Source organism: Dellaglioa sp. CoH-56-MRSF-12, from assembly GCF_056782075.1.
Genome location: NZ_JBXAYD010000004.1, coordinates 146795 through 168845, shown reverse-complemented (window position 1 = coordinate 168845; position 22051 = coordinate 146795). Strand labels below are relative to the sequence as shown.

Sequence of the window (22051 nt, the reverse complement as noted above, 5' to 3'; positions counted from 1 at the left end):
TTGATGCTAAGCTTTGTTAATGCATTTTTAACTTATTAAATTTACATGAAAAATAATGGTACATACTAAAATATCATGTTTTTATTTGTTAATATAGGAGAAGATGGAAGGTGAGGTTGAAAGAATGTTATTTTTATCAAAATTATATGAATACGTTTTACATCATTACTCACAAGGTATTAACCACTTTCCATTAATCCATCTTATTTTTTTAAGTGTTGATAAAACAATTTTTTACTTAATCGTGTATCTTGTTATTCGAGTAAGTATAGGGTTGTATCAAAAGAAAAAAATAAACTTCAGAACAGAATTTGTAAGGCTATTATTAGTTGCGTACCTCGTTTTATTAGTTGAATTGACGGTATTTAGATATGTCTATTTCCCATGGGATATCCGATTGAATTCAACCTATAATTTTCATTCTATCAATTGGACACCGTTAATTGAAACAATTAAACTGACAAATGGACAATCTTTGTTCGATTTCGTGTATAATCTATATGGTAACATTCTTTGGTTTGTTCCGTTAGGAATTATTTTACCCAGTCTAAAGCAATTTAAAAAGTATTCTCTAGTAAAAACAATGTTGGTTGGTATTTGTTTATCAATCGCTATTGAATGTGGACAGTTTGTACTAGGATCCGGAGTTAGTGATATAGATGATATCATTTTTAATTCATTGGGTACATTGATAGGCTGTGGGCTATATCTTATCTTAAATCAAATATTAAATAAAAAAGACGTTAAAAAATAGAAGGAGTGCTAGTCATTGAGAAAAGTAGAAATTATTTCACATGCAGCAAAAAAGTTTAAAAATGGATACCCATTAATTGATAAGGAAGATTTACAAACAACTCGTGATTTTAAAGAAGGAGAATGGGTTGCATTAACGCTACATAATCAATTTGTCGCTTATGGTTATTTTGCAGAACAAAATCGTGGGGATGGCTGGATTTTTTCACGAAATGAAGAATCACGTATTGATGAAGATTTTTTCTCAAAATTATTTAATAACGCTCGAATGAACCGTAAATCATTATTTACTAATAAGGAGACGAATGCCTTTCGTTTCTTTAACGGTGAAGGTGAAGGTATCGGTGGATTAACAATTGATTATTACGACGATTATTATGTATTTACTTGGTATAGCTTAGGTCTTTACCAACACAAAGATATGATTTATAGTGCATTTTCTGATGCAGTTACAAGTTATAAAGGTATTTATGCTAATCTTCGTTACGATACAAAGGGTGAACCATCAACATTCAAAGTTCGTGGAAAAGATGCACCTACGCCACTTATTGTTCAAGAAAATGGCCTTCAATTTGCTGCATATCTTAATGAAACAACGACAGGACTTTTCTTAGAACAACGTGAAATGCGTAAAGCAATTATGAATAAATATGCTGAAGGAAAACTTGTGTTTAACGGATTTAGTAATACAGGTGCAACATCAGTTGCTGCATCAGTAGGTGGCGCACTTAAAACAGTTAGTGTAGATGTGAATAATAAAAATATTGATCGTACAAAAGAACAATTTGTACTTAATAATATTGATCCTGAAAAACAAGAAATTCGTGGAATGGATGTTTTCGGCTATTTAGATTATGCAAAGAAACACCATATTAACTATGATTTAGTTATTTTGGATCCACCAAGTTTTGTACGTTCAAAGAAAAGAACATTCTCAGTTCAAAAAGATTATGTTCAACTTGCTGAAGATGCTATTGATATTACACAAAAAGATGGTGTTATCATGTTCTCAACTAATTCGGCAGGATTGACGCTCAAAAAATTAAAAGAACAAATCACAGAAGCTTTTGCTAATAAGAATCGTTCATTTACATTACTTGAAACATTCCGTTTATCAAGTGACTTTGTAACAAACAAGGAATATCGTCAAGGTAATTATTTAAAAACGTTAGTTATTAAAGTTGATTAATTAAAAAACAATCCTATTTATTATTAAATAGGATTGTTTTTTTTCGTAAAATATAAAAAATTCATAAAAACAAAATGCTTGTAATTAAACGTTTATGAGTGTTTTTGATGGATTTCGAATGTAACCCGTTTCAAATGTTGCTAAAGCTATCATCAAATTTTTGTTTTAAGGGTTGTAAATACGGTTACTTTACTGCTAAAATAGTTAAATCGCGAAAAAAGAATAAAAGAGAGAGAGTAGAGGATTTAATTAATTATGATTATCTTAATGGCAGTAATCCCTGCAATTGCATGGGGTAGTATTGGACTTATAAGTGGAAAACTTGGCGGAACTGCCAACCAACAAACAGTTGGTATGACATGGGGTGCCTTGATTTTTGGAATTGCCATTTATGGTATTTATCAACCAGAAATGGACACAAAAGTCTGGATTATTGGTATCGTTTCTGGTTTATTTTGGAGTTTAGGTCAAAATCAACAATTCCATGCTATGAAAGCAATCGGAATCTCAAAAACAGTTCCTGTTTCAACAGGCTTACAGTTAGCTGGTAATGCGTTGGCAGGTGTCATACTGTTTAATGAATGGAAGACAACTCAAATGGTTGTGATTGGTACTATAGCGATGATCGTTATTATTGCTGGTGCTGCTTTGACATCATTGAGAGATAAAAAAAATTCAGTTCTATCTGATTCAGAAAAAAATGAGAATACTGCTGCTGGTGTACGTGCTATTATTTTGTCAACAATTGGTTACGTAGGTTATACAATTGTTGTTCATTATGCAACAGTGGGCATGACTGCTGATGAATCACGTGCATTTACAATGGCAACAATCTTGCCACAAGCTGTTGGTATGGTTATAGGTGCTGGATTTGTTGCGCTTATTGCAAATGAAGTTATTATGCACTCATCAACTTTTAAAAATGTATTAACGGGACTTATTTGGGGCGCTGGTAACATCTTTATGTTCTTATCAATTCCTAAATTAGGTCAAGCTGTTAGTTTTTCATTTTCTCAAATGGGAGTGGTTATTTCAACATTCGGTAGTATCTACTTATTAGGAGAAAAGAAGACTAAGCATGAGATGATTTATGTCACACTTGGATCAATATTTGTTATTTTAGGTGTTATTATGTTAGGAATTATGAAAACTTTATAAAATGGTGAAGGAGTGTTAATCGATGGATTTAAGGAAAAAAGAATTTGCGACAACTCATCATGTTAGTAAATTAAAAAGAACCCTTAAAACCGGTGATCTCATTCTTTTAGGGTTAGGCGCAACAGTTGGTACAGGTATTTTCGTTGTTACGGGGAATGCTGCCAGTCAAGAGGCTGGTCCTGCCCTTATTTTGTCGTTTATTATTGCCGCAATTGCAGTTATAATGAACGGCTTTTCTTATGCAGAATTTTCATCAAGAATACCAGTTTCTGGTGGTTCGTATAATTATGTTTATGTTATTTTTGGTGAGTTTATAGCCTGGTTCGTTAGTTGGTTTACCATTTGTGAATATATTCTAGCGGGGGCTTCTGTTGCCTCAGGTTGGTCTGCGTATATGCAGGGGTTCTTGATAGGGCTTAATATCCACCTGCCTGTTGCGCTGAGTGCATCGTATAATGCAGCAAGAGGGTCATATATCGATATTATTGCTGTTATAATTACGTTAGTCGTTACATGGTTAACAACATTTGAAGCAAAAAAGGCACTACGTTTAAGCAAAATAATGGTATTTGTAAAATTTGCGATTATTCTTTTATTTATAGTAGTGGGTGTTTTTTACATTAAACCTGGTAACTGGCAACCCTTTATGCCATTTGGTACAAGTGGGGTAATGAGTGGGGCCGCATTAGTATTTTTTGCCTTTTTAGGGTTTGAATCTATTGCGATGGCATCAGACGAAGTAATTGATCCGCAAAAGACAATTCCAAAAGGAATTATTGGTGCGATAAGTATTTCTGCTATTTTTTATATTATTGTTACGTTAGTATTAACCGGAATTGTCCCGTATACACAATTAAATGTTAGTGATCCAGTTGCATTTGCGATGCGATTTGTAAATCAGAGTATTATTGGAAATATAATCTCGGTAGGTGCAATAATAACGCTTCTAAGCGTCTTAATTGCATTAGCCTATGGTTTATCGAGAATGATTTATTCGGAGGCGAGAGACGGATTATTGCCCCAATACTTAGCAAAAATTAGCGATAAGACGAATGCGCCCAAAGCAGCATCATGGACAGTCGGTATTTTTATTGCGATTGCAAGTGGGTTAGTGTCTATTGAAAGTTTAGCCAAATTGACTAATATTGTAACGTTAACCGTACTTGTTATTTTGGCTTTGGCATTAATAAGTTTAAGGAAACAATTTGGTGAACCTAGTAAAGGCCAATTTAGAGTTCCATTTGTACCATTGTTACCAATCTTGTCTATAATTATTTCAGTCTATTTGATGATTCAGTTACCGATTAATATCTGGGTTGCCTTTCTAATTTGGATTATTATAGGATTAGTTGCTTATTACGGTTACGGATATTCTCATAGTAAACAAAAAAAATAACGGAATTTGTAATTAAAGTTCTGTTTGACTGTTATATTTTCTACTAAGTATTGTATAATGTAAGTTGTTAAATAAAGAATATGAGGGAGATAATTAAAATGGCACATATTTCATTCGATAGTTCTAACTTATCAAAATTCGTCCAAGACAATGAACTTGGCGAAATGCAAGCACTTGTTACTGCAGCAGATAGTGAATTACGCAACGGTACAGGGGCAGGTAGTGATTTCCGTGGATTTTTAGATTTACCTAAAGACTACGATAAAGAAGAATTCGCTCGTATTAAAACAGCAGCTAAAAAAATTCAATCTAATTCAGAAGTTTTAGTCGTTATCGGTATTGGTGGTTCATATTTAGGTGCTCGCGCAGCTATTGAATTCTTAAACCATACATTCTATAACTTATTACCAGCTGAAAAAAGAAATGCACCTCAAATCTTATTTGCTGGAAATTCAATTAGTCCTTCATACGTACATGATTTAGTAGATTTAATTGGTGATCGTGATTTCTCAGTTAATATTATTTCTAAATCAGGTACAACAACAGAACCTTCAATTGCTTTCCGTGTTTTCAAAGAAAAATTAATCGCAAAATATGGTAAAGAAGAAGCTAACTCACGTATCTACGCTACAACTGATCGTAAAGTTGGTGCCTTAAAAGTTGAAGCTGATTCTGAAGGCTATGAAGCATTTGTTATTCCTGATGACGTTGGTGGCCGTTTCTCAGTTCTTACTGCTGTTGGTTTATTACCAATTGCTGCTTCAGGTGCTGATATTGATGCCTTGATGCAAGGTGCTGAAGACGCACGTGTTGAATATTCAGATGCTGATTTAACAAAAAATGAAGCATATCAATACGCAGCTTTACGTAATATTTTATACCGTAAAGGTTACACAACTGAAATTCTAGAAAACTACGAACCAAGTTTACAATATTTCTCAGAATGGTGGAAACAATTGATGGGCGAATCTGAAGGTAAAGATCAAAAGGGTATTTACCCATCTTCAGCTAATTTCTCAACTGATTTACATTCATTAGGCCAATATATTCAAGAAGGCCGTCGTAACTTGATGGAAACTGTAATTAATGTGGGAACTCCCGTTAATGATACTGCTATTCCTGAAGAAGAGGGCGATCTTGATGGCTTAGGCTACTTAGAAGGTAAGACAATGGACTTTGTTAATACAAAGGCTTTCCAAGGTGTTGTTTTAGCTCATACTGATGGTAATGTTCCTAACATGATTTTGAACATTCCTACACAAGACGCTTACACATTAGGATATACAATTTACTTCTTTGAAGCAGCTGTAGCTGTATCTGGTTACTTGAATGGAATTAACCCATTTAACCAACCAGGTGTTGAAGCATACAAAAAGAACATGTTTGCCTTACTTGGTAAACCTGGCTTCGAAGACCTTTCAAAAGAATTAAATGCACGTCTTTAAGATAAAAAAGTTATAAAATAAAAATCGTCTGAACTTTTAAAAGTTCAGACGATTTTTATTTGGAATAAATTAGTTCTTTTTGATCATTTTGTAATTTTCGTCATAATATTTACCATTACGAATATCATCTGGCATACCAACATAAGGTTCTTCATTGATAACATCTTCGTTATTTTGACCGGCATCACCGATGTAAGTGATTGTAGCAAATTCTGGGACAACCATTTTAGGATATGTTTCGTATTTTTCACGAGATTCTTCCATCAAATCGATATGGTCATTTTGGTAAGTAACTGTAATTTCAGGATGTTCTTGAACCCATTTAGGGAAGAAGATTGTTCCGTTAATTTTCATTTCGTTAGGTAAGAAATCTAGAGCGACATCAGTACCTGTAGGTTCTGTCCAAGCAATTTTATAAATACCTTCAGTAAGCATAACGATGTGAGCTTCTTGATCAGTTACCCAACGTCCAGCAACCATACCACCATGGATACGGTAGTCAACAGTATGATCATTTTTAGCGTACCATTCATATTCCCAACCGTTATCGTAAGTATATACAAAATGTGTACCTAAGAAATCATCTAATGTTTTAAACTTTTTTTCTGTATTTGTCATAATTTTTGTTCTCCTTTAAAGTGTTTATTTATACATGTAAAAGTTTACATGTTTTTGTTTACTTGATTATAGTATACTGATAAGTATTAAAAGTCAAGTTAAGGGGAAAAATGGCAAAAAAAAATAAATTACAATATATTATTTTAGGATTATTGAATCAAGAACCATTATCGGGGTACGATATAACTAAAGCATTTACGACTGATATTGGAGAATTTTGGCAAGCAGGACATAGTCAAATTTATCCTGCTCTTAAAATAATGGAAAAAGATGGATACATTACGCATGAAATTGAAATAGCAGGTACTAAGTTAGAAAAGAAAATATATTCTATTACATCACAAGGTAAAAAAGTTTTAATGGATTGGTTAGTATCAGATAGTGGGGAATTAAAACCGATTAAAGACGAATTTATTTTGAAACTTTATTTTATTAAAAATAAAGATGACGTTCAATTACAGCAAAGATTAATTGAGCAATTACAGTTACATCAAGTAAAATTAGATCATCTTGAAGGAAGAATGAAATTAATTTTTTTCTCAGAAGAAGAAATCAACAAACAATATGGTCATTATTTGATTTTAGATCATGCAATTGAACGAGAAAAATACTGTGTTAAGTGGTTTAAAAAGTATCTTAATTAAATAATAGACGCTTATAAAACGTCTATTATTTTTTTATTGAAGGTCTTTTTTTCTAATCTTAATCTTTTTGACTTATAAATTATGCTAGAATATGGTTATTAAACAAAAAATAAAAGGGCGGTTTCTATTTTGAAAAGAATGACGAAATATGTATTATTTTTATCTAGTGTGATAGTAGGTATTGGTATCGGAGCATATCAGGCCTCGGCTAATACTTCGAAGCCTGAAGGTGTGATGGGGTCAAATGTACCTGAATCATTAGTTAAATCAGCATCTTTATTGAGTAAATCGGCTACAAATCGCGATAATTCAATTCCTGATTTATCAGAATTTCAAGGATCATTTACAGATGCACAAGCTAAAGTATTAAAGAAAAATTTTAAATTTATTATTTTACGTGTTCAATATGGGTCAAATCGTAAAGATTTAGTGATTGATCATAATATTGCGATGATGAAGAAATATAATATTCCATATGGTGTTTATTCATTTAGCCAATATGAAAATGTTGCTGATGCTAGAGTAGAAGCGAAAGACTTATATAACCGTGCCAAGGATGCTAAGTTCTTTGTCAATGATTATGAAGATCAAACGGTTACGAATGCTAGCAAAGCAAATACTAACGCCACAACAAAAGCCTGGGCTGATGAGATGGCTAAATATGTAGGTAATCGTAAAATTATACTTTACTCTTATGCTAGTTTTATGAAAACATATGCCAGTACGGCTGTTAACGCATATGATGGTTTTTGGTTAGCTGCATACCAAAGTAATGAGCCAATGGAAACAAGTCATTCGTTATGGCAATATACAAGTAACTTTACAAATCATGGTTTATCAGGGGTTGGAAACATTGATGCAAGTATCATGTCTGGTAAAAATGCTGATTGGTTTTTAAGTGCATCAACAGATAACAAACCAACAGAAAGTACACCACCCACGAACGCAGCTGGGAAAGCACAAAGTTATAATGAATTAGTTTCAATTAAAAAATCTGGATATAATGTTTGGGGTAATTTTAGTTGGAATAAAGTTAAAAATACGACAACTGGAAAAATTGGAAAAGTTTATAGCGCAAAATATTACTATAATCACAGTAATGGTAACAAATATTACTCATTGTACGATAGTAAAGGCAAATGGGCTGGATATGTAAATAGTAACGCAATGGAGGTTGCTTCAGCTAAAGAATTTAAAGCAACCGCTAAAATTACTAAACGTGATTATACTATCTGGAGTAATTTTTTCTATACGTCAGCAAAAGGAACAACAGCTAATTATTATGGTCAAAACTTAAATGTCAGATACAGATATACATTGGGTAATGGTAACGTCTATTATTCACTTTATAATAATGCAGGTACATGGTTAGGTTATATGAATAGTAATGCTTCAAATTTAGTTTATTCATCATATGATAAGATTGTTTCTGTTAAAAATAGCTATACTATCTGGGGTAATTTTAATTGGACAAGTAAAAAAGGATCTACAGTTACTAACTCCGGACAGACATACAATGCTAAATATGCGTATAAGATTAATGGTAATACGTATTACTCACTATATAATGGTAATAATGTTTGGAAAGGCTATGTTAACAGTAATGCTACGAATACCTTAGTAGCTAAATCATTAAAGGCAAAGGTCAAAATTAGCGATAAAGGTTATAATGTCTGGGGTAATTTCTTGTGGTCATCTAAAAAAAGTACTTCTAGTAATTACTATGGTCAAACATATAACGTTAGATACAGATATACTACAGGAAACGGAAATATTTACTACTCACTTTATAACGATGCCGGTAAATGGATGGGTTATGTGAATAATAAAGCAACTAGCCATATTTATACTAAATACAATAAAATTGTCTCTGTTAAAAGAAGCTATGATATCTGGGGTAATTTTAATTGGACGGTAAAAAAAGGGTCAACTATAGCTAACTCAGGTACGAAATATACAGTAAAATATGCTTATTCAATTAATGGCAATAAATATTACTCGATATACAATGCAAATGGTAAGTGGCAAGGATATGTAAACAGCAACGCATTTTAAATGAAAATAGTTCTAAGTTAATTGTTGTTGATGAATTATGATATTGAAAGACAGTGTGACTTAAAAATGCCTCATAATCGTTAGACCTACGTCTAATAATTATGAGGCATTTTTTATATTGATAAATTTAAAGTTGATTTTGAACGTAACCTAAAGTGCATAGTAGGAACCGGATGATAAATAATTATTTAATTTAAAAATACAGTCATACAACAGCAGCTGATGAGAGGGTATACGGTTATTATTGCAAAAAAAAAACCTACCCGAAGGTAAGTTTCAAAGGCTTATAATTAAGCTTTAACAACGTTAGTTGCTTGTGGTCCACGATCAGAATCTTCAACATCGAAAGTAACTGCTTGGCCTTCGTCAAGTGATTTAAAACCGTCACCTTGGATAGCTGAGAAATGAACGAAAACGTCGTCGCCAGATTCGCGAGTAATAAAACCAAAACCTTTATCTGCATTAAACCATTTTACTGTACCTTGTTCCATAATATGAAACCTCCATGTGCTGTAAGCACTAATATATTTTGCATTTGTTGATTGAACTATTAAAAAGAAGTGTGTTCATAAATGAAACAAATCACCTTTAAATAACCGAACCATAAATACATAAGTTTAATATAACATCTAATGACGATTAATGCAAATGTTATTTGCTCGATTTAGTGTGTTTTTTAAGATAATGCAGTAATTCTGTTTCATTACGAAATTCATGTGGGCTAACTTGATTATGAAGTCGAATCGTAATTTTATTAATTTTGATTCGACCAGTCCAAGTATACGTGTATTCAACGATAAATCTATTATTGAGATCATCCTCATCTAAGCCAAAATTAAGTACGTAAATACGATCTGGAACCATTAATGGATTGAGATGTTCTTTATCGTAATAAATTTTGTTTGCTCTTAAGAATTTTTTTGTCTTACTTAACATAGTGTATAAACCTCCAAACTATTATTATAGTGTATTCAAAATGAAGGAGACAGAATTGAATCGGGGATTTAAGTTGCTGTCACTTTATTAATTTAAGTACCATCATTAAAATATCTCATTTAGTATATCATAAATAGAACATAAAATGAGAAAATACTATATAAATCATTCGGAAAAATTGACAATAAACAAAAACATGTTAAGGTTATAGTAGCTCAATATTAATATTCTTAGTATAAATTATTCAGTTTGATGATTTCTATTCATTTATTCACGCTGGCGCAACCAAGGAGTTGCAAGGATGTAAAGTAGGTAGGGTTACATCGTTTAGAAGTAGAATTAGTAACTTATTTTAAAATTAATTAACTCAAAATTAAATATAAATATTCAGTGAGAAGGCTACCAGCAGAATTTGTTGGTAGCCTTCGTCAATTAAAAATATATATAGCATTAAAAATTAATAGCGGGTATGAATGTTAGAAACTTTAAAATATAACCCTTTATTACTTTATTGAAGTATTTAGAGTGTACATACAAAGGAGGTAGGTATTGTTTACCTGCTTTTTTTAGTGTTTAATATGTGAGTGTATAAAAATAAAGGGGTGTTGGATAATGAAAAGGGTAGTCGTATTATGTGCTTCAACAATGGTTGCATTATTATTAGTTGCATGTGGGAACAGCAATAGTGCAAGTAAGGAATCGTCATCATCTGAGGTAAAATCATCTAGTTTGCAGAAATCAAAAAGTGAATCAAATAAGAAAGAGTCTATAAAAAAAGCAAAAGTATCTTCTGAAAGTAAAGCATCATCAGAATCAGCTGCCAAAGAATCAAGTATGGTAGCTGAAAGGTCATCTAAGGCAGCTAATCTTGTGAGAAATGAATTAAAAAAAGGATTTAGTTTTGCTCCAATCAAATATAATGGTGAGGACATCAGTAAAGCTATGGAAGATGGTACTGCTCCACGGCACTCCCTTTTTGATTTAATTACTCTAGGTTACGCAAAAAGTGATACAGTGGTTCGTACACAGCTGGGAAAAGATAGAGCCTATAATTATACGTATAAGATAACCGATAAGTTTATTATAATGAGGGGTGAATCTGGTTCACATCGCATACCTTACACAATAAAGGGATCACATATAACATATGGAGAATGGATAGAAAAACAATCTAATGGAACAAAGCTTACTTATGAGTTTGCATTAGAAACGACTGCCAAAGATGCAATAGACGCACAGCAAACTCAAAATAAAATATAATGGTTAATTGAAACATCCATACTGTGGATGTTTTTTTGTACGCCAAAATAGAAAATGTCGTACGGGTTATTGCGGCATTTGGGGCTGAACAAACTTAGTATAAAATATCTTTGAATGGTTAAAAATCTAACAAAACCTGCGACTATTAGTATGAAAATATAGATTATGTTGTACAGAGTTTTATAAAAGTGCATAAGGTGAATACGAATATTGATTACCTATCATTTTTAGTGTTTAATTTAAAGGTAAATAAATTTTAGGGGAGTTTCAAAATGAAAAAGGTATTGGTAACGTGTGGGATAGCAATGATGTTATTATCATTAACTGCGTGTGGGAGCAGCAATTCAAAAAAGGATGAATCATCTTCTATTGATTCTAGTAAATCACAAGCAAGTTCAAAGAAAATAGCTAGTTCAATGAGTAGAGAAGTTTCATCGTTAAAAAAAGAAAAAAGTAAATTACAGGAAACGAAAAAACAGGCAAGTAGGAATGTAGGAACTCTGACAGTTCAGCAGATGAAAGACCATCCTAAACAGTCAGCTGTAGCAATCGCTTATTATGGTGCAAATCGTTTTTGGAATGGTTTAACGGATAAAATAGCAGATGGGTTCAATGTTTCAATTAAAACACCTAATTCAAGTACAGTTAAGTATTATATTCAAAAAGGTGATAATCCATATTATAGATTACTGGGGGATGTACATAATACTGTAGCTTATTATGACAATGCAGATAATGAACTACAAAAAGTTGGTATGTCGACAATAGCTACTTATGTAAATCAAAAGTTAACTGATGGTAGTCGAAATACTCTAGTGAATAACGTTATCATCAATGCTAGTGATGATACACAACAATCCAGTGATGGGCTATCAATATCAATTGATGAAGCGATTAAACTGATTATCAAACATGAAAATTCAAATGATAATTACGGCAATTTTAACTTGATAATAACAGATAGAAGTAAAAGTACTATAACTAAAATTAATAATAATGATGATATTCCTGCAGCGTTGGGAGGATACGTACCCTATGGAAATGGTGGTTGGGAAATAGAGTTGGTGTACACGGGTGCAAGTCTTCGAGAAAAATATTACCTAGTGCCTGATCATAACAAAACAACCGTTTCACTTAAAACTATCTCACGCTATTCGACTAGACCAGACATAGATACAGAAAACTTTACGCTAAACCGTTAAATAAATATAATACTTTATAGTGATATTCCATAATGGTTCATTAATGCATTCACAAACGTGAGTGCTTTTTTTGTAAAAAATGAAATATGGAACTGGGAATCTTCAGATAAATACCGGGCCTTAGAATATTAGCTAAAATTTAGAAAAGCAAAATTAATGAATTTCTTAGCATAGTAGCTAAAAAGTATATACACTAATAGTGTTGACGAAAGTGCAAACATTTAAAAAGCTAAAGAAATAAACTATACTATCTAAAATGATCCATCATGAATGATACGGTTGGAAGTACAAACGGTAGCCAGATTCAAAGTGTGAAAAAGTTTAGTGTGAGTTAAATCATCATTTAGTGATTTTTGAGTAACTAGTGATCATTAAAATAAACCTTTTAAGTTACGTAGAGTTTCATAGTATTTCATAGAGTTGGGACAGGTATTGTTTACCTGTTTTTTATTGTTTAATATAGAGGTAAATAAGATATTTGGAGGTAATGCAGTGAGTAAAATATGGGGGTTTATAAAAAAATATAAATGGTTCATTTTACTAGTAATATTGATAGTGACTGTTATCATCCCTTGGGTCATCAATATTTTTATTGGCATTGTTCCAGGAGTAGGTTCGAGTGATGGGTGGCTTGGATTTTGGGGAGGTTATATAGGTTCTTTCATAGGTATTGGTGGTGCAGCTATGTTTGCATATATAAATACAAAGTTTCAGTTAAAAGAGCAAAGAAAAAATGAGTTAAGTAATGCCCTTGCTGTAGAAGATATTAAGAACATATCTAGATTAATTTCTATTAATAATAGATTTACCGCCAATATTATTTTAATGAAAAAAGATATTTTCTCTAAGGGTACATTAGAAACAATAGATGATATTCGTAATTTGGGTACAAAAATTAATAAAGAAAAATTGAATGAAATTACTAATTTGAAGAATGAATATGTAATTTATTTTGAAACATACGTTAGCTATGTACCCGAATTATCAAAAAAATGTGATACCTATCAAGATAATATTGCTACACTTTGGAGTGATTTAATGAAAACATACGATGAACTTACTATGGCAGTAAAATGGTTATTGAAAAATAAAGAAGAAAATATAGAATTGATAGATCAAGAAACTAATAAAATTAATAAAATTTTTACAGCAGTTGCAACAAATATAGACTCTATATCTTTTCCGTTAAATGCAGTGAATAAAATTTTAAAAGGCGAAGCGGCGAGGATAAGGTGTAATAAATAATACCTTATCTATAATTGATGTTTAGGTATTCTTAAAGTAAGTAATAGGGTTAGTGTTAGAACCTGCCAAAACTTGCCATAAAATACTTTATAAAGCTCATCAAAACTCTAGTAAGCTCGTCAAAATGATACTTCATTTATACCTAATATGTTAGCAAATATTAGTATATGGGTGCAGCTATTCATCCCTGGGACTTATTAGATATGTAGGCAAAAATAAGTATTCGGACATTTCGGACCCCCTAAAGGGATGCAATTAAAAAGGTTATCAAGACATTCAAGACACCCTAAAGGAAGTAGATTTAATTAGATGTGATGAAATGACTACGGTTTGTTGAGGGAAAATAAAAAGCACCTACTTAAGAAAGTAGATGCATCAGTACATACATGCCCGTACAGTTTATTTTTTTGACTACGGTTTTGACTACGGTTTGTTGAATCTAGATGAAACCTTATGAAACTCTATGAAAACACTTGATTGGGTAAGTAGGGATCGAACCTACAGATTGCGGATTCAGAGTCCGGCGCCTTACCAGTTTGGCTATTACCCAAGAATAATTAACTTCCTAATTTTAGCGATATAACGGTCTTTTGTCAAATAGAAAATAGTAATATTTTGTTGAAACAATAAGAAATAGTAAAGATGATTAATTATTGATAAAGAAAAGTGATGATTACTTTTCTAATTGATACATAACGTTATAATGAAGGACATAAAGATTGTGTTATGTAGAGAAAGTACAAATGAATAAATTAAGCTAAAGTTTTGCACATTTTATTAAGTTATTATTCTATAGATGGGTTTGAGGCGAACGTATTGGAAATAAAACTAAGACGTGAATTAAAAAAGTTATACATTAGATTATTGATTGCGTGTGTCACAACGTTATTGATAGGTACCACGAAAGTTCTCCTACAATATAAATGGTTATCTTTTGTTATGTGGGCTGCTGCATTGTACTGTCTCGGTTTGTATCTGTATTGTTGTTTTATTCAATTTTTAATTTGGCATAAAAATCATTGACATCAAATCTATATGGGTTATACTTAAAAGAGTATTTTTGCCCAATGGTCAAATTGGTTAAGACGTCGCCCTCTCAAGGCGGAATTACGGGTTCGAGCCCCGTTTGGGCGATAAAAGATGTAATTAATTAGAATATTTAAAAAAGTGATTAAGTAGGGGAATGAAGTGAACCCCCTGAGTTGGAGAAATCTAACTCAGGGGGTTTTACTATGTTCACAGTTGAAATAAAGAAAAAAGTTCTAAAAGAATATTTGAAAGGTAAACCAGCCGGTTTACTAATGAAGAAGTATGGAATCAAGGGATCTGCAACTATTTATCAATGGTTGGATCATTTTAAAATGTTTGGGATTCAAGGCTTAGAAAATAATTTAGGGAAGACATTTTATGATTATTCCTATAAAATGAAGGTCATTCACTGGCGATTAAAACATAGGGCTTCTTTTCCGGTTACAGCACGTCATTTTAAAATTAAGAATCCTGTCGTGATTTGGGACTGGGAAAAGAAACTGGTACAAGGTCGCTTAAAAACTTCAAAAGGAAAACTGCCTAAAATGACTAAATCAAAAAATCCAAAAACTTCAAAACAATTACAAGAAGAAAATGACTTTCTAAGGGCACGGGTAGCGTACTTGGAAAAATTGGACGCCTTAATACAGAAAAAACAAAGATTAAAAACCAAGAAAAAGCCCAGATAATCACTGAGTTAAGGTGTGAATTACAGATTAAGTTGGCAACCGTATTAAAAGCTGGACTGATGTCCAGCAGTAGCTACCATGATGCTTGTAAACGAGAGTACCAACAAGATTCAAAAGAACTGATTGAAACGATTAAAACAATTTGTGAAGGGCATTCTGATTATGGGTATCGTCCCGTAACAAGTGAGTTACGTAACATAGGCATTAAAATCAATCACAAAACCGTGTTGAGAATAATGCGAGAAAACAAACTCCTATGTCACGCTTACGAACGAAAAACGAAAAGATATAATTCATATAAAGGAACTGTTGGTAAAATAGCTTCCAATCTTTTAAACCGACGTTTTAAGACTGATAGATCCTATCAAAAAATAGTAACTGATGTCACTGAACTACGATGGGGAAATAAAAGTACAAATGAAAGAGCTTATTTTACGGCATATATTGATTTATTTAATAGTGAAGTCCTTCAATGGTCAATTAGCCTCCACCCAACGGTGGAGTTTGTGACAGAACCACTAAAACGGTTAATCAATAAACGTTCAAATCTCAGTTATCGAATGACAGTTCACTCTGATCAAGGATTTCAATATCAGAACAGCCGTTATACAGAGATTATCAAATCAGCAAAAATTTTTCAAAGTATGAGTCGCAAAGCGACTTGTTTAGATAATGCATGTGCTGAAAGCTTCTTTCATATTTTAAAAGTTGGGACAGTTCATAATCACGATTATGCGACATACGAAGCTTTAAAAGTAGCCATAAAAAATTATATTGATTATTACAATCATAAAAGAATTAAAATAAAACTGGCCGGTATGTCTCCGATTGAATATCGAAAACATACCGACCAGATGATCGCTTAATATTTACTCCAACTTTTGGGGTTCACTTCAGAACCTGCTTAATCACTTTTTTGTTTAGACATTTTGTTCAAATGAAAGTTCAATTAAATATTTATCATGATGTGTCAGATACACGGTTGTTACCCAGACGTCCATATAGTCAGGGATGGAATGATCTAATTTATCGTTAAAGTAATCTAATAAATCACCGTGTTTTGAAACGAAATCATCAGTGAGACGATTAACAGTTAGTTTATCTGGTAAAAAATAAATATCAGCATCAGCTACTTTGACGCTTCCTGGTATGACGAGGGTTATTGAATTAGTATAGGTCAAGCGTGAAAAGAAAACGTCTTCTGGATGTCGTCTGACATAAGATAAGACGAAGAATATAGAATCTGAATTACTAGCCATAAGTGACACTCCCCATCTAAATGATTTACTTCATTATACCAATTTAAACGAAAATGTTTTGATTTATTTTATTATAGTCGTAGACAGACTAAATTTAAAAATATATTTTAGGTTTTTACTTAGGTAAAATCTTAATGGTAGCGTATACTTGAAGGTACAAATATAAACCATTTTATGGAGGTGCAGGCGATGAAGACAGTTCATTTTTATTTAGTAAGACATGGTCAAACACGATTGAACAGATTAAAGAGGCTACAAGGCGTGACTAATTCTCGTCTGACACACAAGGGGCGAGAGGCAGCTAGAAATTTGGGAACACAATTAAAAGATGTCTATTTTGAAGCCGTGTACACAAGTGACTTAAAACGAACGCAAGATACTGCGGACTTTATTCTTGAAAAGCATGACTCTTCGTTTGAATTTCAACCATTAAGAGGACTTCGAGAAGTCGATTTTGGTCGACTAGAAGAGATGAAAAATAAAGATTTAATTCCAATGCTTGTTAAAAAATTTGGTTTTTTTAAAGTGAGTCAGGCCGTTTTAGGGCATAATCGCTTTAGAAACTTAGTAAATATGTTCGCAGAGCTTGAAGGAACTAGCCAAGCTGAAACATATGATAAGATGACTAGTCGAATAATTGATACATTAACGGATATTGGGAATCAGTACCAGACGCAGGGAGGAAATATTTTAATTGTGTCTCATGGTCTTGTGTTATCAAGTTTTATCGACAGCTTAGAAAAAAATCAACTTCCAACGATGCTCTTGAAGAATGCTAGTGTTAGTAACGTTGATTTTAAAAAAGGTAAATTTACAATTGTGAAGATTAATCAAAAGGGGTGATTACGATTGCTATATCCTAAAACGATAAATAAAATTCGACAGTTAGTTAATGATGGTATTGTTCCTGGTGCTTCATATGGGGTTATCCATCATAATACAATTAGCAATCAAAACTATTTGGGATATTCGCAATTAGTCCCTGAAACTGAACAATTAGCTGACAATGCACTTTACGACGTTGCATCACTAACTAAAGTGATAGGAACAACAACTCTTATTTTAAAATTACAAGAAGAGGGTCGTTTGAATGTTGATGATTCCGTAAAAAAATACCTACCAAATTATCAGGACGAACGGGTGACTTTACGGCATATGTTGACGCATACGGCAGATTTTCAAGGGTATATTAAAAATCGAAATCAATTATCGGAACCAGATTTAAAACAAGCACTATTCGGACTAAGTAATGGTGAAAATCTTGGAAAAAAAGTTATTTATAGTGATATCGGACTAATTTTTTTAGGATATATTATTGAAAGTATTTTAAAAATTCCTGTTCAGCAAGCATTGCAGCAAGAAGTCTTAAATCCCTTAGGATTAACTGATAGTACTTTTAGTCCAAATATCTCAAGAAGTGTTCCAACTGAGATTATTCCTGACTTAGGTCTTTTAAAGGGTATTGTTCATGACCCCAAAGCACGGATTTTAAAAGAACATTGTGGATCGGCAGGGTTATTTTCCACTGTATCCGACTTATTACGATTTATGCAGTGGTTTATGTCAGATGGTCCTGAACGTCCAGTATTACGGCCGGAGACGACGCAAATGTTATTCTCAGATCAAACACCTACAAGAAGCTTGGGTCGTTCACTTGGCTGGGATCTTCGTGGAGATGGCGATTGCTTATCTGTCTATCATACTGGTTATACAGGAACATTTATAATAATGGATCAATCCATGCAAGACGGGTTGGTTGTCTTAACGAATAGGGTACATCCGACGAGTGATAATAGTCTCTATTTGGTAAAACGAGATGAAATTATAGAAAGCTTTTTAACGGAAAAAGCTGGATTGTAACCGATTAACATTCAAAAATGTAACCGCTTATGATAAAATAAACCAATAATATGTTTAACGAAGGAGAGAGCAACTAATGACAGAACCTTTATTCTTAAAACCTGTATTACAAGAAAAAATTTGGGGTGGTGATCATCTTAAAACGGTCTTTGGATATGATATTCCAAGTAATCATACTGGTGAACTTTGGGCTATTTCCGCACACTCACATGGCCCAAGTACTGTTTTGAATGGTCCATTTGCTGGCAAAACATTGAATGAAGTCTGGGATTCAAATCGTGAAGTTTTTGGTAATGCTAAAGGGGATGTTTTTCCACTTCTAACTAAAATTTTAGATGCTAATCAAGATTTATCAGTTCAAGTACATCCGGATGATACTTATGCAATGCAACATGAGCATGAACTTGGTAAAACAGAATGTTGGTATGTTATTTCAGCCGAACCTGGGGCAGAACTTATTTATGGGCACCATGCTAAAACACGTGAAGAATTAGCGGAAATGATTCATGACGAAAGATGGGATGATTTATTTACGCATGTACCTGTTAAAGCGGGAGATTTCTTTTATGTTCCTAGTGGTACAATTCATGCCATTGGTTCTGGTGTGATGGTCCTTGAAACGCAACAAAGTAGTGATACAACATATCGTGTTTACGATTTTGACCGTGTGGATGCAACAACGGGTAAGAAGCGTGACTTGCATATTCAACAATCGATTGATGTTACTAATGTGCCTAATAAAGTTCCTGAACTCGATATTCAAACAAAAATGGTCGGGGATGCCAAAGTAACAACCTTTGTTAAAACACCATTCTTTAGTGTTTATGAATGGTTGATTTCAAACGGATCAGCAAATTTTAAAAGAACAGTCGCACCTTATACTCTTGTTTCAGTTTTAAAAGGTGAAGGTCAGATTAAAGTCGATGATAAAATATATGATTTAAAAATGGGTATGCATTTTATTTTACCAAACGAAGTTAAAGAATGGACAATTACAGGTGATATGCAAATTATTGCATCAGAACCTGGAGAAAAAGCATAAAAAAATAAAGATTCAAACAATAATATACTATTGTTTGAATCTTTATTTTTTTACTAAAATGTTGGTTCGATAACGAGTGCTTCTTGTTGACTAAAATCAACATCTGGATATTTACGATGCAACGCAAGCAGTAGTAGACGTTTAGCTAATTCACCATTTCTTGTTAAGATTGGGCCATGGAAATATGAACCAAAAACGTTTTTGTAAATGACACCTTCTGAAGCATCACTACCATTATTACCTTTACCTTTTAACACTTTACCAAGTGGTCGTTCATCTTTACCGAGGAAGGTCATCCCGTTATGATTTTCAAAACCATGGTAAGTTTCACCGGTATCTTCATTTTGAATCGTAATATCTCCGATAAAACGATTGTCATCTTGTGTCTCTGTATAATGACTCATTGCACCAATGCCAGGAATTTTTTCACCATCAGCACCGACATAATATTGACCAAGTAATTGGTAACCGCCACAAATTGCGAGGAGGGGACCGTTATCTTCAATATAGTCGGTTAAGGCCTCTTTTTTGTCTTGAATATCTTTTGAGACAATTTTTTGTTCGAAATCTTGTCCACCACCAAAGAAAGTTAAGTCAAAATGATCTTTGTCAAAAGGTTGATCTAAACTGATGACTTCAGTTTGTAAGTCAGTATCCATTTGCTTGGCATAATATTCTAACACCAATAGGTTACCAACATCACCATAAGTATTTAATAAGTCACCATATAAATGGGCGACGTTTAAATGATATTTTGCCATTATTACATGCCCTCCTTGATATAACCATCATTAGCGAGTGATTTACGTAACTGTAAAACAGCTGTATAAGTGGCTAAAACGTAAATATGTTTTGTGGGGAAGGTTTTAAGTTGTTCGATAACTTTAGCAATGTCAGGTTCTTTAATTAATTGTTCATCTTTGACACCAGCGACCTTAAAACGGAATGAAACATCTTTATAACGTTCACCACCCGTCATGAATTGAGGAATGTTCATTTGTGTTAATTGTTCGAAATTCCCATCCCAAATCCAACTGGTATCAATACCATCTGCGTAATTTGCATTTAATAAGAAGGCCAACGAGAATGGTTCTGTATCTGTTGCAATCATATCTAGTACCTGATCGAGGCCAACTGGATTTTTAACTAAAACTAAGGTAATGTCTTTGTCTTCAACATGGATGACTTCTTGTCGACCAAAGACTTGCTCATCGTCTTCACTTAATGTATTACTAATTGTTGCAGGACCAACATTGAAGACACGACCAACTGCATAAGCAGCAAGGGCGTTGTAGATGTTATATAAACCGCCGACATGAATTTCCATGGGTTGTCCATCAACTATAAAGTGAGATGATGTGGGTGTTTGTTCTAAAAGTGATGTTAATTGGTAGTCTAATTTTGGACGACTAAAATGACAGTTTGGACAATAATATTTCCCGAGATTAGCATACGTACGGGTTTTATAATGTAAGATATGTTGACAAACTGGACAAAGAATCCCATCAGTATTCGTAGGTGCTAAACTTTCTGTTTCCTCTTCATGATTAAAACCGTAGAAAACAAAAGGATTTGGTAATTCAATTGAATGGAAAATGGGTGCATCACCATTTGCAATAATTGTTGCATTGGGTGCTAATTTAATCCCATCAATAATTTTTTTGTAAGTTGTATAAATTTCACCGTAGCGGTCCATTTGATCACGGAAAATATTTGTTAGAACAAATGCTTTAGGCGTGATGTATTGGGTTACTTTAATGACATTTGCTTCATCAACCTCAAGAACAGCAAGAGGACGCTCATTTTTTTTGCGCTTATCCGTTAGAAATGCTGTGATAATACCTTGTTCCATATTTGATCCAGCAGAGTTTGTTAAGATATGGTCATATTTAGCACCTAAAACCTTAACTGTTAAGGCGGTTGTTAAGGTTTTACCGTTGGTTCCAGTGATGACAATAACGTCATAATTAGCACCTAATGTTTTTAAAATTTCTGGATCTAACGCGGCAGTTATTTTGCCGGGTAGAGAGCTACCACCTTTTAGAAAGGTGTGCAAAAACCAATATGATGATTTCCCTGCGACAGTTGCTATTGAGCTTTTTATCGTCATTAAAATATCCTCCGTTTACAGAAAATTGACTACATAGGATAGAATCCACGTCATAGCCTACTTTACTGAATTTATATTATGTCTATAATAGCATAATTACAAAATTCTACATATAAAATGCCTAATATTAAGAAAAAATTTTTATTTAATGAAATCCAAGC

21 protein-coding genes and 2 tRNA genes are annotated in these 22051 nt (G+C 32.9%); 16 read left to right on the top strand and 7 right to left on the bottom strand.

Going from position 1 to position 22051, the window contains the following annotated elements:
- The first annotated feature begins 124 nt into the window (after positions 1–124).
- From AC1RPY_RS05975 to AC1RPY_RS05955, 5 genes are all read left to right on the top strand, one after another.
- Positions 125–754 (top strand): VanZ family protein, encoded by a 630-nt coding sequence (locus tag AC1RPY_RS05975; protein WP_481761925.1) that lies wholly within the window; start codon positions 125–127, stop codon positions 752–754.
- Between the two features lie 15 nt (positions 755–769).
- The gene (locus AC1RPY_RS05970) at positions 770–1942 is read left to right on the top strand and encodes a class I SAM-dependent rRNA methyltransferase (protein WP_481761924.1); all 1173 of its coding nucleotides are present in this window, start codon (positions 770–772) and stop codon (positions 1940–1942) included.
- Between the two features lie 255 nt (positions 1943–2197).
- Positions 2198–3100: a GRP family sugar transporter gene (locus AC1RPY_RS05965; protein ID WP_409022282.1), complete on the top strand. Its 903-nt coding sequence runs from the start codon at positions 2198–2200 to the stop codon at positions 3098–3100.
- A gap of 22 nt (positions 3101–3122) precedes the next feature.
- A complete protein-coding gene (locus AC1RPY_RS05960) occupies positions 3123–4496 on the top strand; it encodes an amino acid permease (RefSeq protein ID WP_481761923.1) in 1374 nt (457 codons plus the stop codon).
- Positions 4497–4594: 98 nt separating this feature from the next.
- The gene (locus AC1RPY_RS05955; RefSeq protein ID WP_481761922.1) at positions 4595–5941 is read left to right on the top strand and encodes a glucose-6-phosphate isomerase; all 1347 of its coding nucleotides are present in this window, start codon (positions 4595–4597) and stop codon (positions 5939–5941) included.
- Positions 5942–6010: 69 nt separating this feature from the next.
- On the opposite strand, the gene AC1RPY_RS05950 is transcribed toward AC1RPY_RS05955, so the two are convergent.
- The gene (locus AC1RPY_RS05950; RefSeq protein ID WP_481761921.1) at positions 6011–6559 is read right to left on the bottom strand and encodes a phenolic acid decarboxylase; all 549 of its coding nucleotides are present in this window, start codon (positions 6557–6559) and stop codon (positions 6011–6013) included.
- Between the two features lie 110 nt (positions 6560–6669).
- Between AC1RPY_RS05950 and AC1RPY_RS05945 the strand changes: the two genes are divergently transcribed.
- On the top strand, positions 6670–7203 hold the full coding sequence (locus tag AC1RPY_RS05945; RefSeq protein ID WP_409022286.1) for a PadR family transcriptional regulator: 534 nt from the start codon (positions 6670–6672) through the stop codon (positions 7201–7203).
- A 138-nt stretch (positions 7204–7341) separates the two neighbouring features.
- A complete protein-coding gene (locus AC1RPY_RS05940) occupies positions 7342–9258 on the top strand; it encodes a GH25 family lysozyme (protein ID WP_481761920.1) in 1917 nt (638 codons plus the stop codon).
- A gap of 290 nt (positions 9259–9548) precedes the next feature.
- Here the strand turns inward: AC1RPY_RS05940 and AC1RPY_RS05935 are convergent, their stop codons facing one another.
- Positions 9549–9749 carry a cold-shock protein gene (locus AC1RPY_RS05935; RefSeq protein WP_057973786.1) on the bottom strand — a complete coding sequence of 67 codons (201 nt, stop codon included), beginning with the start codon at positions 9747–9749 and terminating at the stop codon, positions 9549–9551.
- A 160-nt stretch (positions 9750–9909) separates the two neighbouring features.
- Entirely contained in the window at positions 9910–10194 is a 285-nt protein-coding gene (locus tag AC1RPY_RS05930) for a hypothetical protein (protein ID WP_481761919.1), read from the bottom strand.
- A gap of 612 nt (positions 10195–10806) precedes the next feature.
- Here AC1RPY_RS05930 and AC1RPY_RS05925 point away from each other — a divergent pair.
- From AC1RPY_RS05925 to AC1RPY_RS05915, 3 genes are all read left to right on the top strand, one after another.
- On the top strand, positions 10807–11454 hold the full coding sequence (locus AC1RPY_RS05925; RefSeq protein ID WP_481761918.1) for a hypothetical protein: 648 nt from the start codon (positions 10807–10809) through the stop codon (positions 11452–11454).
- 272 nt (positions 11455–11726) lie between these two features.
- Positions 11727–12656, top strand: coding sequence for a hypothetical protein (locus AC1RPY_RS05920; protein WP_481761917.1), 930 nt, complete (start codon positions 11727–11729; stop codon positions 12654–12656).
- Between the two features lie 492 nt (positions 12657–13148).
- Positions 13149–13901: a hypothetical protein gene (locus tag AC1RPY_RS05915; RefSeq protein WP_481761916.1), complete on the top strand. Its 753-nt coding sequence runs from the start codon at positions 13149–13151 to the stop codon at positions 13899–13901.
- Positions 13902–14378: 477 nt separating this feature from the next.
- On the opposite strand, the gene AC1RPY_RS05910 is transcribed toward AC1RPY_RS05915, so the two are convergent.
- Positions 14379–14451: transfer RNA gene (locus AC1RPY_RS05910), tRNA-Gln, on the bottom strand.
- Positions 14452–14962: 511 nt separating this feature from the next.
- Between AC1RPY_RS05910 and AC1RPY_RS05905 the strand changes: the two genes are divergently transcribed.
- The 3 genes from AC1RPY_RS05905 to AC1RPY_RS05895 all read left to right on the top strand — a co-directional run bounded on the left by AC1RPY_RS05905 (position 14963) and on the right by AC1RPY_RS05895 (position 16485).
- Positions 14963–15035, top strand: a tRNA-Glu gene (locus AC1RPY_RS05905).
- 98 nt (positions 15036–15133) lie between these two features.
- On the top strand, positions 15134–15619 hold the full coding sequence (locus tag AC1RPY_RS05900; protein WP_481761995.1) for a helix-turn-helix domain-containing protein: 486 nt from the start codon (positions 15134–15136) through the stop codon (positions 15617–15619).
- Positions 15562–16485 carry an IS3 family transposase gene (locus AC1RPY_RS05895; protein ID WP_481762191.1) on the top strand — a complete coding sequence of 308 codons (924 nt, stop codon included), beginning with the start codon at positions 15562–15564 and terminating at the stop codon, positions 16483–16485. Before AC1RPY_RS05900 ends, AC1RPY_RS05895 begins: the two co-directional genes overlap by 58 nt.
- Positions 16486–16539: 54 nt before the next feature.
- On the opposite strand, the gene AC1RPY_RS05890 is transcribed toward AC1RPY_RS05895, so the two are convergent.
- Positions 16540–16878: a hypothetical protein gene (locus AC1RPY_RS05890; protein ID WP_481761632.1), complete on the bottom strand. Its 339-nt coding sequence runs from the start codon at positions 16876–16878 to the stop codon at positions 16540–16542.
- Between the two features lie 189 nt (positions 16879–17067).
- Here AC1RPY_RS05890 and AC1RPY_RS05885 point away from each other — a divergent pair, with 189 nt between their 5' ends.
- From AC1RPY_RS05885 to manA, 3 genes are all read left to right on the top strand, one after another.
- A complete protein-coding gene (locus tag AC1RPY_RS05885) occupies positions 17068–17721 on the top strand; it encodes a histidine phosphatase family protein (protein WP_409022293.1) in 654 nt (217 codons plus the stop codon).
- Positions 17722–17727: 6 nt separating this feature from the next.
- Entirely contained in the window at positions 17728–18738 is a 1011-nt protein-coding gene (locus AC1RPY_RS05880; protein ID WP_481761633.1) for a serine hydrolase domain-containing protein, read from the top strand.
- Between the two features lie 76 nt (positions 18739–18814).
- Positions 18815–19780: a mannose-6-phosphate isomerase, class I gene (gene manA / locus AC1RPY_RS05875; protein ID WP_481761634.1), complete on the top strand. Its 966-nt coding sequence runs from the start codon at positions 18815–18817 to the stop codon at positions 19778–19780.
- 53 nt (positions 19781–19833) lie between these two features.
- Here the strand turns inward: manA and AC1RPY_RS05870 are convergent, their stop codons facing one another.
- Positions 19834–20541 carry a type 1 glutamine amidotransferase gene (locus tag AC1RPY_RS05870; protein ID WP_409022296.1) on the bottom strand — a complete coding sequence of 236 codons (708 nt, stop codon included), beginning with the start codon at positions 20539–20541 and terminating at the stop codon, positions 19834–19836.
- Positions 20542–20543: 2 nt separating this feature from the next.
- On the bottom strand, positions 20544–21890 hold the full coding sequence (locus tag AC1RPY_RS05865) for a MurT ligase domain-containing protein (RefSeq protein WP_481761635.1): 1347 nt from the start codon (positions 21888–21890) through the stop codon (positions 20544–20546).
- Between the last annotated feature and the right edge of the window lie 161 nt (positions 21891–22051).

What these genes read in the sequence shown, in the direction of transcription:
- AC1RPY_RS05960 (WP_481761923.1), top strand. Translation starts at nt 3,123, where the DNA reads ATGGATTTAAGGAAAAAAGAATTTGCGACAACTCATCATGTTAGTAAA.
- AC1RPY_RS05900 (WP_481761995.1), top strand. Translation starts at nt 15,134, where the DNA reads ATGTTCACAGTTGAAATAAAGAAAAAAGTTCTAAAAGAATATTTGAAA.
- AC1RPY_RS05920 (WP_481761917.1), top strand. Translation starts at nt 11,727, where the DNA reads ATGAAAAAGGTATTGGTAACGTGTGGGATAGCAATGATGTTATTATCA.
- AC1RPY_RS05945 (WP_409022286.1), top strand. Translation starts at nt 6,670, where the DNA reads ATGGCAAAAAAAAATAAATTACAATATATTATTTTAGGATTATTGAAT.
- AC1RPY_RS05885 (WP_409022293.1), top strand. Translation starts at nt 17,068, where the DNA reads ATGAAGACAGTTCATTTTTATTTAGTAAGACATGGTCAAACACGATTG.
- AC1RPY_RS05930 (WP_481761919.1), bottom strand. Translation starts at nt 10,194, where the DNA reads ATGTTAAGTAAGACAAAAAAATTCTTAAGAGCAAACAAAATTTATTAC.
- AC1RPY_RS05925 (WP_481761918.1), top strand. Translation starts at nt 10,807, where the DNA reads ATGAAAAGGGTAGTCGTATTATGTGCTTCAACAATGGTTGCATTATTA.
- AC1RPY_RS05955 (WP_481761922.1), top strand. Translation starts at nt 4,595, where the DNA reads ATGGCACATATTTCATTCGATAGTTCTAACTTATCAAAATTCGTCCAA.
- AC1RPY_RS05935 (WP_057973786.1), bottom strand. Translation starts at nt 9,749, where the DNA reads ATGGAACAAGGTACAGTAAAATGGTTTAATGCAGATAAAGGTTTTGGT.
- AC1RPY_RS05965 (WP_409022282.1), top strand. Translation starts at nt 2,198, where the DNA reads ATGATTATCTTAATGGCAGTAATCCCTGCAATTGCATGGGGTAGTATT.
- AC1RPY_RS05865 (WP_481761635.1), bottom strand. Translation starts at nt 21,890, where the DNA reads ATGACGATAAAAAGCTCAATAGCAACTGTCGCAGGGAAATCATCATAT.
- AC1RPY_RS05870 (WP_409022296.1), bottom strand. Translation starts at nt 20,541, where the DNA reads ATGGCAAAATATCATTTAAACGTCGCCCATTTATATGGTGACTTATTA.
- AC1RPY_RS05890 (WP_481761632.1), bottom strand. Translation starts at nt 16,878, where the DNA reads ATGGCTAGTAATTCAGATTCTATATTCTTCGTCTTATCTTATGTCAGA.
- AC1RPY_RS05950 (WP_481761921.1), bottom strand. Translation starts at nt 6,559, where the DNA reads ATGACAAATACAGAAAAAAAGTTTAAAACATTAGATGATTTCTTAGGT.
- manA (WP_481761634.1), top strand. Translation starts at nt 18,815, where the DNA reads ATGACAGAACCTTTATTCTTAAAACCTGTATTACAAGAAAAAATTTGG.
- AC1RPY_RS05975 (WP_481761925.1), top strand. Translation starts at nt 125, where the DNA reads ATGTTATTTTTATCAAAATTATATGAATACGTTTTACATCATTACTCA.
- AC1RPY_RS05940 (WP_481761920.1), top strand. Translation starts at nt 7,342, where the DNA reads ATGACGAAATATGTATTATTTTTATCTAGTGTGATAGTAGGTATTGGT.